General features: G+C 36.2%; 17 protein-coding genes. 9 read left to right on the forward strand and 8 right to left on the reverse strand.

Annotated features, from left to right (window positions below):
• Positions 1-128: 128 nt before the first annotated feature.
• Together AC3II9_RS11565 and AC3II9_RS11570 are read right to left on the reverse strand one after the other, a co-directional pair.
• On the reverse strand, positions 129-1,508 hold the full coding sequence (locus AC3II9_RS11565; protein ID WP_489155578.1) for an anti-sigma factor family protein: 1,380 nt from the start codon (positions 1,506-1,508) through the stop codon (positions 129-131).
• A complete protein-coding gene (locus tag AC3II9_RS11570) occupies positions 1,486-2,025 on the reverse strand; it encodes an RNA polymerase sigma factor (protein ID WP_489155580.1) in 540 nt (179 codons plus the stop codon). The genes AC3II9_RS11565 and AC3II9_RS11570 overlap by 23 nt, the downstream gene beginning before the upstream one ends.
• A gap of 297 nt (positions 2,026-2,322) precedes the next feature.
• Between AC3II9_RS11570 and AC3II9_RS11575 the strand changes: the two genes are divergently transcribed.
• From AC3II9_RS11575 to AC3II9_RS11610, 8 genes are all read left to right on the forward strand, one after another.
• Positions 2,323-3,417, forward strand: coding sequence for a saccharopine dehydrogenase family protein (locus AC3II9_RS11575; protein ID WP_489155582.1), 1,095 nt, complete (start codon positions 2,323-2,325; stop codon positions 3,415-3,417).
• 194 nt (positions 3,418-3,611) lie between these two features.
• Positions 3,612-4,946: a DUF2252 family protein gene (locus AC3II9_RS11580; RefSeq protein WP_489155583.1), complete on the forward strand. Its 1,335-nt coding sequence runs from the start codon at positions 3,612-3,614 to the stop codon at positions 4,944-4,946.
• A gap of 171 nt (positions 4,947-5,117) precedes the next feature.
• Entirely contained in the window at positions 5,118-5,693 is a 576-nt protein-coding gene (locus tag AC3II9_RS11585) for a TetR/AcrR family transcriptional regulator (RefSeq protein ID WP_489155585.1), read from the forward strand.
• A gap of 55 nt (positions 5,694-5,748) precedes the next feature.
• Positions 5,749-6,687, forward strand: a complete 939-nt coding sequence (locus AC3II9_RS11590) for an SDR family NAD(P)-dependent oxidoreductase (RefSeq protein ID WP_489155587.1) — start codon at positions 5,749-5,751, stop codon at positions 6,685-6,687.
• 115 nt (positions 6,688-6,802) lie between these two features.
• Positions 6,803-7,492: an aspartate/glutamate racemase family protein gene (locus AC3II9_RS11595; protein WP_489155589.1), complete on the forward strand. Its 690-nt coding sequence runs from the start codon at positions 6,803-6,805 to the stop codon at positions 7,490-7,492.
• Positions 7,493-7,670: 178 nt separating this feature from the next.
• Positions 7,671-8,117 carry a hypothetical protein gene (locus AC3II9_RS11600; protein ID WP_489155591.1) on the forward strand — a complete coding sequence of 149 codons (447 nt, stop codon included), beginning with the start codon at positions 7,671-7,673 and terminating at the stop codon, positions 8,115-8,117.
• Between the two features lie 64 nt (positions 8,118-8,181).
• Positions 8,182-8,532 (forward strand): hypothetical protein, encoded by a 351-nt coding sequence (locus AC3II9_RS11605; RefSeq protein WP_489155593.1) that lies wholly within the window; start codon positions 8,182-8,184, stop codon positions 8,530-8,532.
• Between the two features lie 90 nt (positions 8,533-8,622).
• The gene (locus tag AC3II9_RS11610; RefSeq protein ID WP_489155595.1) at positions 8,623-9,222 is read left to right on the forward strand and encodes a hypothetical protein; all 600 of its coding nucleotides are present in this window, start codon (positions 8,623-8,625) and stop codon (positions 9,220-9,222) included.
• Between the two features lie 32 nt (positions 9,223-9,254).
• Here the strand turns inward: AC3II9_RS11610 and AC3II9_RS11615 are convergent, their stop codons facing one another.
• The 4 genes from AC3II9_RS11615 to AC3II9_RS11630 form a co-directional block, all read right to left on the reverse strand.
• Positions 9,255-9,569, reverse strand: a complete 315-nt coding sequence (locus AC3II9_RS11615) for a DMT family transporter (RefSeq protein WP_489155596.1) — start codon at positions 9,567-9,569, stop codon at positions 9,255-9,257.
• On the reverse strand, positions 9,569-9,907 hold the full coding sequence (locus AC3II9_RS11620; protein WP_391371004.1) for a DMT family transporter: 339 nt from the start codon (positions 9,905-9,907) through the stop codon (positions 9,569-9,571). Before AC3II9_RS11620 ends, AC3II9_RS11615 begins: the two co-directional genes overlap by 1 nt.
• A complete protein-coding gene (locus AC3II9_RS11625; protein WP_489155598.1) occupies positions 9,904-10,476 on the reverse strand; it encodes a TetR/AcrR family transcriptional regulator in 573 nt (190 codons plus the stop codon). Before AC3II9_RS11625 ends, AC3II9_RS11620 begins: the two co-directional genes overlap by 4 nt.
• Before the next feature lie 167 nt (positions 10,477-10,643).
• Complete coding sequence (locus AC3II9_RS11630; RefSeq protein WP_489155600.1) at positions 10,644-11,534, reverse strand: hypothetical protein; 891 nt, start codon at positions 11,532-11,534, stop codon at positions 10,644-10,646.
• Between the two features lie 233 nt (positions 11,535-11,767).
• On the opposite strand from AC3II9_RS11630, the gene AC3II9_RS11635 reads away from it, so the two are divergent.
• Entirely contained in the window at positions 11,768-12,100 is a 333-nt protein-coding gene (locus AC3II9_RS11635) for a hypothetical protein (protein ID WP_489155602.1), read from the forward strand.
• Between the two features lie 177 nt (positions 12,101-12,277).
• On the opposite strand, the gene AC3II9_RS11640 is transcribed toward AC3II9_RS11635, so the two are convergent.
• Both AC3II9_RS11640 and AC3II9_RS11645 read right to left on the reverse strand, forming a co-directional pair.
• Entirely contained in the window at positions 12,278-12,901 is a 624-nt protein-coding gene (locus AC3II9_RS11640; protein ID WP_489155604.1) for a response regulator, read from the reverse strand.
• A complete protein-coding gene (locus AC3II9_RS11645) occupies positions 12,898-15,081 on the reverse strand; it encodes a sensor histidine kinase (protein WP_489155605.1) in 2,184 nt (727 codons plus the stop codon). Before AC3II9_RS11645 ends, AC3II9_RS11640 begins: the two co-directional genes overlap by 4 nt.
• Between the last annotated feature and the right edge of the window lie 280 nt (positions 15,082-15,361).

Below are 15,361 nucleotides of genomic sequence, written 5' to 3' on the forward strand. Positions count from 1 at the left end.
TCAGAATAATAATCAAATGGTTTTAGCAATAAATAACAGGGAATCGATAGAATAGCCAACCTTTTTAATAGAATGCATCAGAGAATATTTGAGTTAATAGATTTTTAACCATTAAATAATGAAGGTGTTCAGTTAGAGTGTATGTCCACATGAATCGCTTCATCAAAATAAACGAATTTTGATTCCGTTTGACCGTAAAGAATAAATGAATCTAATGGAATATCCTTTTCGAATGTAATGGTCGTATATTGCTTTTGGCTATCTGTTCGTAATTTAGCTGTATCCCATGCAGTTTTATGGTCAACTGTAACATGCCAGCTACTAATCGTTGTTGTATCAATATCTGAAGAAATCTCGATGCTTTGGTCTGATAATCGGTTTACTTCATATTCTGTATCTTTATAGGTGAATGTATAGGGTAATTGATCAACTGTTAGTTCATATCTTACATCAGTAGGCAGCTCAAATTTGGCACCAATAACGGATAAATAGCCCCCATTTTTTACACTTGGATATGCGCTAAGTGTCTCGGTATGAGCGTATCGATCATTTTGAATGCTAACTGTATCTTCAGGGATTGATCGATTTAATGTTTGTCCATCAGCATTAATAACATTAAAAAGTATTTGTGCATTATACGCGGCATAAGCAGCTTTTTCAGCTGAGGGTAAGTCCGCCGTATAGTCCGCTACTTGCTGCTCTACAAATGTTGCCATCTCCTCCGTAAATTTTGTTTCAAATTTAATCAAGGTGTTTTCTGGTCCATGCTGTGCCCGTATAAAGTTGACATCAATTCCGTCTTTTTCAAAAGAAGTATACAGTGTAACATTTTCTGTTTTGGCTAACAATTCTGTTCGATCAATAGGTACTTCAAGTGACCAATGTCCATCAATGTCATAAATGCGTGTAAAATCAAAGAGCAGTTTAAACTGCGTATAGGGTACATCAAATAGTGGGAATTCATACGTAATTTCATTCGCTGATTGTTCTGCCCAGGAGCCAATTGAATGCCTTTCCCCATTTGGTAGAACGAGGAACTCATCATTTACATTGCCATCCGTCGATTCATTGAAAAAAAATGCATCGCCAGTATAGCCAGAGGTAGCTAAGGTCACTTTTATAGCAGCATCCGTTACATTGACGTCCTTTACGCTCAAAGTTACAGAGGATGAACTTATTTCCGATTCCTTTTGCAAGCTTGAAAATACTAAAAATAATAATGCGGCAGTAACAAATACTGTTGCGAACGCTACATGCCACTCTCGTTTTTTTGTATGTCTAGCCTTTTCCTTTGGTAATTGGTCGATCACTTGATTCGTAAATGCAGCATCAACATGAATAGATGGAAACAAAGCATTCAGTTCATTCTCTGTTTCAAGCAGTTCTGTAAAAAGTGCTGAGCAAGTGGCACATGATTGGATATGCGTATCTATTTGCGCCATTTTCTCATCTTGTATTCGTCCATCAATAAAGTCATACATTTCTTCAGTCGATAAGCAGTTCTCCATCTATATCTCCCTCCAACCTAGATTTTCTTAGCCGTTTTTTTGTTCTATACAGACGATTTCGTACCTCTATTATTGAAATACTCAGTGTCTCAGCGATTTCTTCGTACGAGCAGTTACTGGCATACTTTAGGACAAAAATTTGACGTGTTTTTTCCTCTAATGTCTCGAGCCATTGCTGAAGCAACACAGTTTGTTCTTTCGCAATCATTAATGACTCAGGTGTGTGTAATGAGGGGGGTTCCTCAAGCGGTGTCGCGTCTTCCTTATGCCTTCTTTTAAAATCAATTAGTTGATTAATCGCAATGCGAAACAGCCACGCCTTAAAAGAGCCGCCCTTAAACTTTAGTAAGCTTTCATAGCATTTTATAAATGATTCTTGCGCAATATCTTTCGCCAATTCCTCATCTTTCGTTTGATATGCTAAATAGTTAATGAGTGGTTGCTTGTATGTATCAACAATGATGCGAAATGCTTGTTGATCACCTGCAATAATTTTTTGTATAAGCTGCTCATTCACGAAATTCACCTCCCTACATTAAAAACGTAAAATCTTCAAAAAAATCTCATGTGAATAGAAAAATATTTTCGCATACAAAGAATTTTATGTATGGAAAAATGGATTATATGAAAATATCATAGGAAGACTTTTGTATGTTTATCTTACAATTTGCTTTTACTCCTATCTATGTTAGTAGACTGTTTTTTTCTCACGCGGATTAGCAAGCGTTTTGTTTAAATATAACTCGAATGTCCACCTTTAATTGGAATTTCATGTTAAATTGATAAAGGAACTATGAGAAAGTAGGGGATTCTAATGAAAAATATTGTAGTAATCGGTGGGTATGGCCAAGTCGGCAGTGTAATCTGTAAAACTCTCTCCAAAATTTATCCTGGAAAAGTTATTGCTGCTGGTAGAAATTATGAAAAGGCAAAAAGATTTTCCATGTCTATGAATGAGAAGGTTCTGCCAATGAATCTAGATATTTATAATTTGGAAGCATCCGATGAAGTATTTATAAATACACAGTTAGTCATAATGTGCCTCGACCAAAAAAATACTAATTTCGTTGAAATGTGTATACACAATAAAGTGCATTATATAGATATTTCACCTTCTTATACCATCCTATCAAAAATCGAAAGTCTTCATAGTAAAGCACTTGAATGTGGAACAACTTTAGTATTAGGTGTAGGCTTAGCCCCAGGTTTATCAAACTTAATGGTAAAAAAATTAGTCAATCAAGTTAATAAAGTGAACAGTACGGATATGTATCTCATGCTCGGAATTGGTGAAAAGCACGGAAATGATGGAATAGAGTGGCTGCTAAATAATATAAATAATCATTATTCAATTTCTGAAAATGGTCAAAAGAAGCATGTAAGTAGTTTTACTGATGGGAAATATGTAGAGTTACCTAAGAAGTATGGAAAAAGGACTGCTTATAGATTTGACTTAGCAGATCAACATATTGTCACTAAAACCCTCGATTTAAAAAACGTATCTTCTCGCTTTTTCTATGACTCTGCCTTTGCAACAAAAGAATTAGCAATACTAAAAAAGTTAGGTGCTTTTAAGCTACTAAAATATACATTCTTTAAAACTATTTTTATGAAGTCATTTGCGGGAGCGTTGTATATTTTTGACAAATTAAACATCGGCTCAAATGACTATTTAATTAAAGTGGAAGTACATGGAGAAATTGAGGGGAAAGAAGGAAGCATTGAATCTGTATTGTTTGGCTCAAATAATACAGAGATAACAGGGCATGTCGCTTCGATAATAGGCAATAAGTTAACCCAAAATCATTATCCAGCAGGTGTACATTATATAGAACAGCTTTTTGATTTAGATGGTATATTATCCATTTTAGACAGTGAGATACGTTACAATTATGAAATGAAGTTTTAACTAACCGGAACATTTTTTCAATAGACAAAACAGCTTTTTTACTAAGGAAACGCTATCTAAAAGCATTTGTTATAGCAGAATTTGATAATAAAACTTTCAAAAAACACCCAAAATATTCCGTTTGATGCTAAAATAAGTTCAATATCCCGAATGTTAATACATAACTAACTGAAAAAATGGAAGGTGGAGTAATAATGGAAGAAGCTTTATTATCACGTGTACGCAATACACGGGTAGCTCTACGACAACAACAAATTGCAACAATTTTTGATGAATTTGATGAGCAATGTATGAAGCTCACGGATGAACAACGGGTAGAAAAATATAAAAAAATGCTTGAAAGCCCATTTCGTTTTTATCGGGGATCGGCGTATTTATTTTATTATGACGTGACAAAAACGCCATCTATTTTCCACTCGCTTGATACAAAACCAACGTGGATTATGGGCGATATGCATATGGATAATTTCGGTGCCTTTCAAAATGAAAAAGGGGAAATTGTTTATGACGTCAATGATTTCGATGAAGGGTATGTAGGCTCATACTTATATGATTTAATTCGCATGAGTATCAGTATCGGTTTATACATGGATGAACAGCAAATGGAAGAAGCGGCACAAGAGCAGGTCATTGAATCCTTTTTAAATAGCTACATCAATCAACTCAAACGATTCCAGCTAAAAAAAGAGGACGCCTTTACATTAAACTTCACAAAGGCTAATACAAAAGGGCCGATTAAGAAACTTTTAAAGAAGCTTGAAAAACGGAAAGGTACGCATTTACTCGAAGATATAACAGGAGTCAAAGACGGAAAGCGCGTATTTGTCTGGAATGAAGAAGTACAACCTGTATCGGCAGAAATGTATGCAGCCATAAAAAATGTATTACCTCAATACGAAATTAAAGATATTGCGCTAAAATACGGTTCTGGTACTGCATCGATTGGGTTAAAGCGCTTTTATATTTTAGTCGAAGGACAAAAGGACGCAGCAGGGGAAGAAGACCTAGTGCTTGAAATGAAGGAAGTTCGTACAGCTATTCCAGCGTATTTCTTGCGTTACTCAGAAAGATTTTGGTCCGCTTTTGCACATCAAGGAGCTCGTGCTGTCGGTACGCAAAAAGCGATGCACCATTTAGAGGATCCGCACCTCACATATATCACGATGGACGGGCAAGAATACTATGTGCGCGAACGTTCGCCCTATAAGAAAAAAGTGAAGCCCAAGCATTATAAATCGCTAGATGATTATATCGTAACAGCAGAAATCATGGGCAAAATTGCAGCGAAAATTCATGCGCGAGCAGATATCGATTATTCAGATGTTTTTACCTACCATAGCGAGGACGAAATTTTAGAGCGTATTAGCCAGCATCACGAAATGTTTGTACAAAGTACCGTATTACAAGCCATGCACTATAAGAAAATGGTATATAGCGATTATGACCTATTCAAGGAATGGGCAGAGCAGAAATATTCAGAACTTCAGTATGGCGAAGTATCTAAGGAAGTAAAGAACGAGCAAGCATGACATAATAATAGCCGTATTTCAGCATTCGTTGAAATACGGCTATTTCAAATATGCCACAATGATTACAATCACTTTCTGAGAAACAAATATAGACGGCATAAAGAAATGTTTGAATAGCTAGGTTATTTATTGTAAAATCAAATTAACCAGTGGTCAATAAAAGGAGATAACATGGTCGCAAGAAAAAAAGCACATGAAGAATTAACAAAAGATATGATTATTCAGGAGGCGAATCGTCAGTTTTTATTGCATGATTTTCATAAAGTATCTATGAGGGCTATTGCAAAAGAACTTGGGTGTAGCCACGGGGCAATCTATTATTATTTTGCGAATAAATCGGAATTATTTTATGCGGTAGTAGAGCAGTATTTTGATGAGCTCAACCGGATGATGGAGACAGCTTTAACGGAGGAACATAGCACCAAGCAGCAGATGATAAATGTATTTCTAGGCTTTATACAATTTGGGTTAAACTATCAAAGCCAATATGAATTTATGTTTTCGATGCGAGATGAGCATACGGATCCATTAGCACAACACGCTTCGAATAACAGCTATACAAAATTTGCGGAAACACTACAAAAGCTTAGTCATCATAAACTAGCTCTAGCCGAGATTTATTCAACATTTATTGCGCTTCATGGATTTGTATCTCATTATCATGGTAGGGTAAAGGGGTATGAAGAAGCATATGAAGCTGCTATTCACTTTGCAGCATTTTTAATGAAAGCTCTAGAAAAAAGCTAGAGTTTTTATTTTAGCATTAATTGACCAGTGGTTAAAAAAGAAAGGGAGAGTTACTATGAAAAAAGTATTTATAGCAGGTGCAACAGGTGGTATAGGCTCTGCATTAGTAGCAGAATTAACGGCAAGACAGATTGAGGTCATTGCATTTGCTCGAACAGAGGCAACATTAAAAGAAAGGTTTGGAGAAAATGCACGAGTGACATGTATCGCTGGCGATGTTTTAAATAAGCAAGATGTACTGAAAGCTGCTCAAGGTGCTGACACGATAATGCATGCAGTCAGTTTTCCATATGAACAGTGGGAAGCAAAGCATATGCCGTGTTTAGAAAATTTATTGAAAGTAGCGCAGCAAATCAATAGTCGATTTGTTATGCTTGATAATATTTATGCTTATGGAAAATCCCTATCACCTGTAAAAGAGGTTGTAGAAAAGCGACCACATACAAAGAAAGGGAAAAAACGCTTAGAAATGGAGAGGTTGATTAAAAATAGTGGCGTCACTTATTTAATTACTCATATCCCAGATGTCTTTGGTCCATATGCAGTCAATACCGTTTTATATAGTACGCTGCAAGCTGTCGTGCAAAATAAAAAGGCTTATTTTGTTGGAAGAATGGATAAAACGAGAGAGTTTGCTTACACACCAGATGTCGCTAAAGCTGTTGTTGCACTTACTTTAAAGGAAGAGAGCTACAATCAACATTGGAATATTCCTGGTTGTTTGAAAACAACAGGGGAGGCATTACAAAGTTTTCTCCATGAGCAATTCAACTACCGTAAAAAGTTAAAGCCTGCTACTACTCGTATGATTGCATTTCTAGGATTGTTCTCACCCTTTATGCGGGAACAAAAAGAAATGATGTATTTAACCGAAACACCTGTAATCGTTGATGGAGAGAAATTACAAAAAATGCTTGGTCACATCCCTTTAACAGACACAAGACAAAGCTTAACGGAAACGATGCATTGGATAGAAACTAGTAAATCATTGTAAGTGTGCGATTATAACTTATTTCATGTCATCTTTCTTTATCTGGGTTATGATAGAACATATAGTTTGAATATTTTGTTAAAATGTACATTTTTAAAATAGAAGAGGTGCTTTGACGTTGAAAACAATCGGATTAATCGGAGGAATGAGCTGGGAGTCTTCCGCAGAATACTACCGGATTATCAATGAGGAAGTAAAGTCACGACTTGGGGGATTGCACTCTGCAAAACTATTACTCGCTAGCGTAGATTTTGAGGAAATTGAACAATTTCAATCGTTAGGAAAATGGGAGGAAGCTAGCGAATTACTCGCACATATTGCGAAAAATTTAGAGAAGGCAGGAGCAGATTTTATTGTTATTTGTACAAACACGATGCATAAAGTAGCCCCAATCATTGAAAAAGCGATTCATATCCCGCTCCTACATATTGCAGATGCAACCGCGCATGAAATTCAGCAAATGCAGCTAAACAAAATTGGCTTACTTGGAACGAAATATACGATGGAACAAGATTTTTATAAAGAACGAATTCGTCAACATGGCATTGAAATCGCCATTCCTTGTGAAGAAGCACGGCTAGAAGTAAACCGAATTATTTTTGAAGAGCTATGCTTAGGCGACATCAAGCCATCGTCCAAAGAGTATTATCTTCAAGTGATTGATGAATTAATACAACAAGGGGCTGAAGGGATTATTCTAGGCTGTACAGAAATTGGATTATTAATTCAACCTGACGATGTACAAGTGCCTGTGTTTGACACGACGGTTATTCATGCAAAAAATGCTGTAACAGTAGCGTTAGATTAAGTTGGCATAAAACGGTGAAATGCAAATTAAATGAGTTTAGCCACAAAACCGGTACTAGTAAGTGCTGGTTTTGTTATTTAAGTTATGATAAGAGAAAGATATTTGAATAATTTAGGGAAATTTCATGATGGGTACTTATCGCGAATGATAGAGGATAAAAACAGTGAGGAGCATGAAAATGAAAAGAATTATATTGCTATACCTATTACTATTAACAGCTTGCAGTGAAGAGGAAATCAATGTTTCATTTACAATTTCGCCTATTTCAGATGAAGAATTTAGTAAAGTTGGTGGCATCGATCAGCCAAAACAAGAAGACTTTAAAATGCTCGATTTTGAACTGAATGCAGAACTTCCTAATGGTACGGTATTTAGTGAGAAAATGGGGTTTGATGATCTGGAAGAAACACTCAATACAATCGATGGCACAGAACGATACTGGTATGGGAGTGGCTGGGAACACGAGCTTAATATGAAACGTCAAATTGTAATCTATACAAAAGGTGTGTCAAATGAGCAATTAACAACAGCATTTGAAGAAACAGAAATAGATATTGTATGGGTGAAAGATGAAAAACAACATACAAGAACATATAACTTAGCTGAACTACTGGAGATACAATAAAGAAAATCATTGGGATGCACAGCCACTTTAAATAGTAACGAGTAAGTAAAAAGGGGGAGCAGGGTTGAACCAGCGAGTGAAGAAGCTTTTATTAGCTATATTAACAATGGCTGTATTACTTAGCTACGGTATTTTTTATTACAACAGTGTAGATGGCAATTATTATACAGTTGATGAAATGTACGGTTTTCCAGTTCTGAAGAATGCTCAATTAGAATTAGAAGGCGATTACTCCAAACATTATACTTGGTCAAAAGCAGGCGGAGATAAGGGCATTCCATTATCTTATAAGCTAGTCATACGCAAAAAAGGGTGGAAGAAAGGAAATGTGGAGGGGACGGTCATGACCTATACTAAAGGAGATAAAGTAATTTACCTTTCTACTTCAACTCAGTATTTAGAGGTTTTTAAATAACGCCTTCAAATTACACTAACGCAACAGGTCATTTCAACACTGTATTTTTTTAAAGATCAAAGACATACCTTCTTAAGTAGGAGGGGTTATATGTTAAAAAAGATATGGATGCTTGCTGGAATACTTATAGCGGGATTATCCTCATTTATCTTGTTAACTAAAGATTTTGTTCCTAAAGAAGAAGGATATAATTCCACATTGGAAATGGTTAAAGAAAAACTTTATGAGAAATACGTCGGTGTTGATGTAAAAATAACTTCAAAGAAAGAATTAATCATACAAATCGTAGGGGATGAGCAATATGTCGATTCCGTAAAAAAGGATATGGCGTCCATTGCTAAACATGTACTTCAAACCACTACATTAAAAGACTATACAATTGTTTTTGAAAGATGGGAGTTCATTAACGATGAAAATAAAATGATAAACAAAGAGCTTCACCATTTAACAATGACTCTTATGGAGGGGCTTAAAGTTTACGACATTTTCGAGAATATAACGATAGAGAATCAATCAGCCATTATCATTCAAACATTAGTAAACAGTTCAGATCAAGAGGCACACAAATTAGTGATAGAAATTGAAGAAACTGTAAATAATATCTTGCATTCTAAAGAACTGAATTCATTATCTAATATCGACTCTTATGAAATTAAAATATTAAATGCTACAGGGAAAGTAATAAATTAGACACCACCTGCATAATCGCAGGTAGTGTTGTTTTATTGCGTAATTTTCAAGCCAACGACAGCAATTAAAATAAACGAAATAAATAAAATACGTTTCCAGTCTTTTGATTCTTTATAAAAAACCATACCGACAAGTGTTCCACCAACGGTACCAATCCCTGTCCAAACCGCATAGGATAAGCCCATCGGTAACGTTTGCATAGCAAGTGCTAAAAAGCTAAAGCTACAAATAAACGAACCAAACAAAATAACAAACGAGGATAAAGCTTTCTTTTGTACGACCTTATTCATGCCGATGACACCAATTACTTCAAATATGCCCGCTAAAATTAAATAGATCCACGCCATTATGCATTCCTCGTTTCATTTGGTTCAGCGGATACGAGCTTTAAGCCAATCACACCAACAAGTAATAACGTAATAAAGCCCACTTTAGTGAAGCTAAATGGTTCATTGAATAGAAGTGTTTCCACAATAACGGTGCCCGCTGTACCAATACCTGTAAAGACAGCATATACCGTTGCGACTGGTAGTTTTTCATTGGCAATTAGTAAAATATAAAAGGACAGGACGATTAAAGCGATCACGCCACTCCACATCCAAAATGAGCTGGCGTATTTTAACCCCATCGCCCATAAAATTTCGATAATACCCGCTAATAATACGAGCCCCCAATAGCGATTCATGATGAAACCTCCTGCTGTGATACCCCATTCCAAAATACAAGCCAACCAGCTTGCAATCGTCGTTCAAAGCGCGCATGCCCCCCGTATAACATTTCAACAAATAAACTATCCAGTAAGGCTAAATAAGCAATTGCTGCATCTTCAGCACGTACAGCTAGCGGATGCTTCGCAAAATATCCGCTAAAAAGCTGCTCAAGAGCGTCTAAGTAAACATAGACGTGTTCTGTAATGACTGCCTCCAAATGCTGTGGCGCAAAAAAGGATGTGCGAATAAAAAACTTCGTTGCGACTTGCTCTTGAAAACGTTGCTCCCATGCGCGCAATAATGCAAATAGCTTACGCTGCAAAACGTCATCATGCGTAGCTAAAAAAGCGCGCATAAAGGCAAGCTCCTGTTCTAACACATCCTGATAAAGTGTCTGAAAGAGCATGTCCTTACTTTTAAAATACGTATATATGGACTGTTTTTTTATGCCGACCTCTTCCGCAATTTGTGCAAGAGAACTACCATCATAGCCATTTTCAGCGAAATTTTTGAGTGCTGCCGCTTTAATTTTCTGCATTGTCATGCTATCACCTTCCTGACGTTCGTCAGTTAGATGATAGCACAAGTTTATTTGTGTAGCAACTTGGATTTATATTATAGAAAACGTGCGTGGAATTTTGCACAAAAGACAATTTGTATGAGGGATGGAAAGACAAAAAAGGTACAGAAACATCATTCTGTGCCTTTTGATCATAAAAAGTCAGCAGGTAAGCATCCCATGAATATATCCAACTGTTGTTGCGTTATATCCAATACGCGCATCATTCTAGTTTTCGTTTGTTGCAGTTGTTTCGTATAGTTATTAAAATCATCCGCACTTAAGAAATTCCGCAATTGCTCTTGTTTGACGACTCTTCTTTCAAGATGAATCAGTTCAACGAGAGAAGCCTGGATTTCATGTGAAGTAAGTGCTTTTAAACTGAGCTTGATTCGATTATCATTATGTTTCTTTTGAATCGTTCGTAGTAAAACTAAAGGATCTCCTATATATTTTAAGAGTAACGATTCCTCGATATCGTATAAATTGACAAGCTCATTTACATCAAAGTAGTCCATTAATAGTTTTTGACAATAGACGAGATGTTTTTTCGATTGTTCGATTGACTGCATCGCATCAAACTTTTCTATTTCAATTTTCAAGTCAATCGGGTACTTTAGAAGGTCACTAATATGGGCTGAGGAAAAGCCTAATGAGCATTGTCTTACTTTTTTATCGGGAGTGCTGACATCGAGCTCAAATATACTAAATGCATGCTTTTTTAAAAGCGCATCATATTGTAAATATGAAAATAAAAAATATGAATACGAATTGAGATGAGAATAGTAAGTCGCGTTATGAAGTGAAAAAGATCTAGCCGGAAGACATAGTTCGTACTGTAGATGTGCGGTAAGTTCATACACCTGCTTTTGAATCAATGGAATAGAGCTTTTCACAAAATGGATATGAGATGGAAGAAATGGAGAAGGTTCGGAACAGTCTAACCGAGCAAAAAGTTCCTCTTCTTTTAACGACAAATAATGATGTATGCGTGTATTTGTGCCAAAATCAATGTGTAAAAATGGCTGGAAGAAATGGTACATACACTCAACTCCTTTTTCGAAACGTACATGATCATCCTGCCCCATTCAATGAAATACCTAAACCTCCTCCAACTTAAAATACCCAAAAAGGAGCGAAATGTTGCTGTTCCATAAAAGGCAACACCGTCTAATAAAATGGGAAATTTTATTTTTCCGTTTGATGAGTGAACTTAGTAAAGTGAGTGCCGATATTATTTGTAATTATTTAAAATGTTCAAGCAAGAGGTGAAGAAATGTTTATACAGAATACAAATTCATCGAGTTTATCTTCAGATTTATTTTTAGTAAATAAAAAAGCCGCCTCCATCTATGAAATTAAAAAGGAAAACGGTTATATTCGTCATTATGTAACTAAACCAAACGGGGAAAAAATAATGATAAAAGAAACAAAATTACCAAAATCACAAGAAAATGAATATAGTTCAAGTAACAATTTAAAGGATTTCCTATGCAATCAATTAACTCAAGTAATAGACGCAAAAAATTTGAAGGAAGTTTTGAGCACAGGTATAACAGGTCAAAAAGCAAAACAAAAAATTATATCTGCTTATCACAACTCCATCTAAAATTTCGAAAGATTTAGTCAAAGAAGGCGACCGAAAAGTGATTCTAGGATGTTTCTTTTGCCACAAAGATTAGTATCGAGCAAAGAATTCTAGTATCTATTTATGATAAGCGATAGGGGAGATTGGGAGAGCTGAAACTTTCCCAACCTCCCTCTAACCCTTTTTATATTTATGTACTTAATCAATCCAGCCTTGTTCTTTCGCAAGGATGGCCGCTTCTGCGCGGGATTCAACATGTAATTTCGTAAAGATTTTCGATAAATGATTTTCAATTGTTCGTTGTGTAACACCTATTTCAACAGCAATGGCTTTATTCGTCCAGCCTTGTGCTACGCGTTTCACAATAGCTAATTCCTTTTCATTTAAAATCGTTTCATGCTCCGTTGATGAAGCTTTTGTTCTTCTTGCCATAAAATCTAAAAAGTCAGCCGGTATTAGAATTTCGTTTCGTAGTGTGGCGCTAATCGTTTGTACTACCTGCTCTTTCGTCGCGGTTTTCGATAATAGGCCATCTACTTTACGAGATAATAGCAACTCATAATAATCCGTCAATTCAAAGCCTGTATATAGAATTATGTACGTTTCGGGATAAGTTGCTTTTATTTTTGCCGCGAGCTCCACCCCATTAATCGGTTTCATATGGATATCGAGTAAACATAAGATATAGTCGTCACCTTGTAAGCGTTCCATGACCGCATCAGGGTTTTGCTCTGTATATACCGACCATTGCTCAATTGGCTCAAGTAAAGCTTTCGTTCCGTTTAGTACAACTGGATGATCATCTACTATTAATAGTTTCACAATATCACGTCCTTCATTGATATTAAAATCGATAAACCTTCTGCCTCTGTGGAAGAGATATGCATTGTGCCATTAAATGCCCGAACACGTTCACGCATGCCATTTAACCCCATCGAATCACTCTCATCCAAATTTTCTATATTTAAACCAATTCCATCGTCTTTATAATGAATTTCAACCCCACCTGGAATGGCTAACACTTCTAATGTGACATGCTTTGCTTGCGAATGTTTATAGGCGTTATTTAATAGTTCTTGCACCAGGCGATAAATCATTAAAGGATAAGTAGTATCTGTTAACGATAACGGCTCAATTCGCTCTTGCAAAATGAAATCGGCACGCATTTTCATTTTTTGCGTAAATTTCTTTAACGCTGCTTGCAAGCCCAACGTATCAAGTAGGGGAGGGTTTAAATTTTCACAATACTCCCGTAGCTCATAGGACACTTCAAGTAGCTGATCACGAATCGTCTCAATTTTTTGCTCACTTAGTTCACCTTGCTCAAGGTCAAGCTCTCTCGCTAAAAAAAGCTGCTCCTGCAAAATGGTATCATGTAATTCGTGTGCTAAAATCACTTTTTCCTTCTCTACAAATTGCCAGATTAATTTATCGAGCCATGGAATGGATTTTTGTTGCAGTGACATTTCTTGGACTAATTCTTCTACTTGTTTCAGCGTCTGTAAAAAGGTATCGCAATACAGCGCAATCATTTCTAACCAAATAATTTCCTCATGCTGCAGTTGAATTTTTTCATCTTGTGAGCCAATCGATAAAATATACTGTTGGTCTGCATTACGATGAAGTAAGAGCTCATAAAAAGGACCGCGCTTTGTTACTTCAAAAGGCATCACAGAAATTTGCTGCGCGGGCATCGTATAAATGGACAATGCCTCAAAGCCAAGCTTCTCTTTCACTTCTTTTAAAACGATATCCGTTAACTGGACTTCTGACCGCGCTTCACCAATTCGTTGAATGACGGCATATAAGCCATGAATCGAACGACCATCTGTTGTCACGAGCAGCTTTCGTTGTTGAAAATCTACTTTCTCTTTCACATAAAGGAGTATAAACGTAAGAATGAGCGTTAAACAAAACAAAATCAACGCATCCTGAACATCAAAAACATCCCGCCAAATAACCGCAATAATCGTCGTTAAAACGGTAGCTGTTATAACGGATATATTCCCATAATAGCGGATTCGGGAAAGGTGATATTGTAAACCAAACAGCCGCTCTGTTAATTGCGTAAAAATAAAACTAAACGGGATGAATAGTAAAAACACAGCTAAAATTTCAGATGACACAAGAGGTCTTTGAAACAATACTTCAGGAACAACAAATAAAAAGACAAACGGTAAAATGGGTAAGATGCAACTATAAATTAAAAATTTAAGCTGCAATCGCTTTGAAATCATATAGCCATATAGCAAAATCCCGAACACCGTTAGTAAACCTGTTGAGAAAAATACAAGTGTACCCCATCCAGAAAATGTACTAAGCGTATTGCTCCATATAGCACGGATACTGATACAGAATATCGCAATAGGAAAGCTATATATAAACATAAGATTTTTCGTATAGGGCCATCGTACTCGTAGTAGAGCAAAGTAATTGCGTAAAAAATGCACCAATATACTAATACCAAGTAGCATAGCAGTTGAAATCGTTACACTACCAATCGGATTATCACGGCTTGAAGCACCTGCACTAATATAAGCAAGTGACACAGCAAGCAAAAATAAAATGAGCATCGGTAGCAGCTGATTTTGCTTATAACGATATAAATAACAAGCTGTCAGTAACGTAATGATAAAATAAATACACGGAATGACAATGTGCATATAAAACATATACGGTAAATCTGCATTACTCACCGTGATGTCCTTTACTTCTGTGTGCTGAAGCACTTGAAGATGAGTGGCAGTCAAAATATATGTTGTCTCTTCCTTTACAGGCTCCTCATCGACTAATAACACAAAATCTCCAACGGCAATGCCTTGCTCCTTTGCCCATTCTTCAGCCCATATCGATTGAATGGTCCAGTCATCACCCTGTTGTTGAATTTGAATACCAACCATTGGCTGTTGGTACGCAACCGTTAGCACGTAGCCCCCCATGACAATATAAAATAAGATTGCTATGTAAAACCAATATTGTTTTAAGCGTTTTAAAAAATCCATGTAACTCCCTCACTTGTTATGACTATATCTATTATCAACGAACCACACCTCTACGTGAAGTAGTTATGGATAATTTTCGGAAAATAATGAGATGGGGAATAGGGCACCGAAAGGAATTTTTCGGAAAGCCGAAATCGTTTTTTCGGTATTCACCATGTTATGGTAGAATTAGAAATTTAGTTTAGGAGTTGTGTATATGAATCAAGAAGTAAAATACGATTTATTATTACTTTCAAGTATACTAGGTGTTGTTTTATTAATGGCTTTTTTTGCGTAAATC

The sequence above is a fragment of the Lysinibacillus sp. RU7 genome, from assembly GCF_057837305.1.

Bases quoted from the DNA above. Each gene is read 5' to 3' on its own strand.
- AC3II9_RS11630 (WP_489155600.1), bottom strand. From the start codon at position 11,534: ATGTACCATTTCTTCCAGCCATTTTTACACATTGATTTTGGCACAAAT.
- AC3II9_RS11615 (WP_489155596.1), bottom strand. From the start codon at position 9,569: ATGGCGTGGATCTATTTAATTTTAGCGGGCATATTTGAAGTAATTGGT.
- AC3II9_RS11645 (WP_489155605.1), bottom strand. From the start codon at position 15,081: ATGGATTTTTTAAAACGCTTAAAACAATATTGGTTTTACATAGCAATC.
- AC3II9_RS11585 (WP_489155585.1), top strand. From the start codon at position 5,118: ATGGTCGCAAGAAAAAAAGCACATGAAGAATTAACAAAAGATATGATT.
- AC3II9_RS11625 (WP_489155598.1), bottom strand. From the start codon at position 10,476: ATGACAATGCAGAAAATTAAAGCGGCAGCACTCAAAAATTTCGCTGAA.
- AC3II9_RS11635 (WP_489155602.1), top strand. From the start codon at position 11,768: ATGTTTATACAGAATACAAATTCATCGAGTTTATCTTCAGATTTATTT.
- AC3II9_RS11565 (WP_489155578.1), bottom strand. From the start codon at position 1,508: ATGGAGAACTGCTTATCGACTGAAGAAATGTATGACTTTATTGATGGA.
- AC3II9_RS11610 (WP_489155595.1), top strand. From the start codon at position 8,623: ATGTTAAAAAAGATATGGATGCTTGCTGGAATACTTATAGCGGGATTA.
- AC3II9_RS11580 (WP_489155583.1), top strand. From the start codon at position 3,612: ATGGAAGAAGCTTTATTATCACGTGTACGCAATACACGGGTAGCTCTA.
- AC3II9_RS11600 (WP_489155591.1), top strand. From the start codon at position 7,671: ATGAAAAGAATTATATTGCTATACCTATTACTATTAACAGCTTGCAGT.
- AC3II9_RS11590 (WP_489155587.1), top strand. From the start codon at position 5,749: ATGAAAAAAGTATTTATAGCAGGTGCAACAGGTGGTATAGGCTCTGCA.
- AC3II9_RS11620 (WP_391371004.1), bottom strand. From the start codon at position 9,907: ATGAATCGCTATTGGGGGCTCGTATTATTAGCGGGTATTATCGAAATT.
- AC3II9_RS11575 (WP_489155582.1), top strand. From the start codon at position 2,323: ATGAAAAATATTGTAGTAATCGGTGGGTATGGCCAAGTCGGCAGTGTA.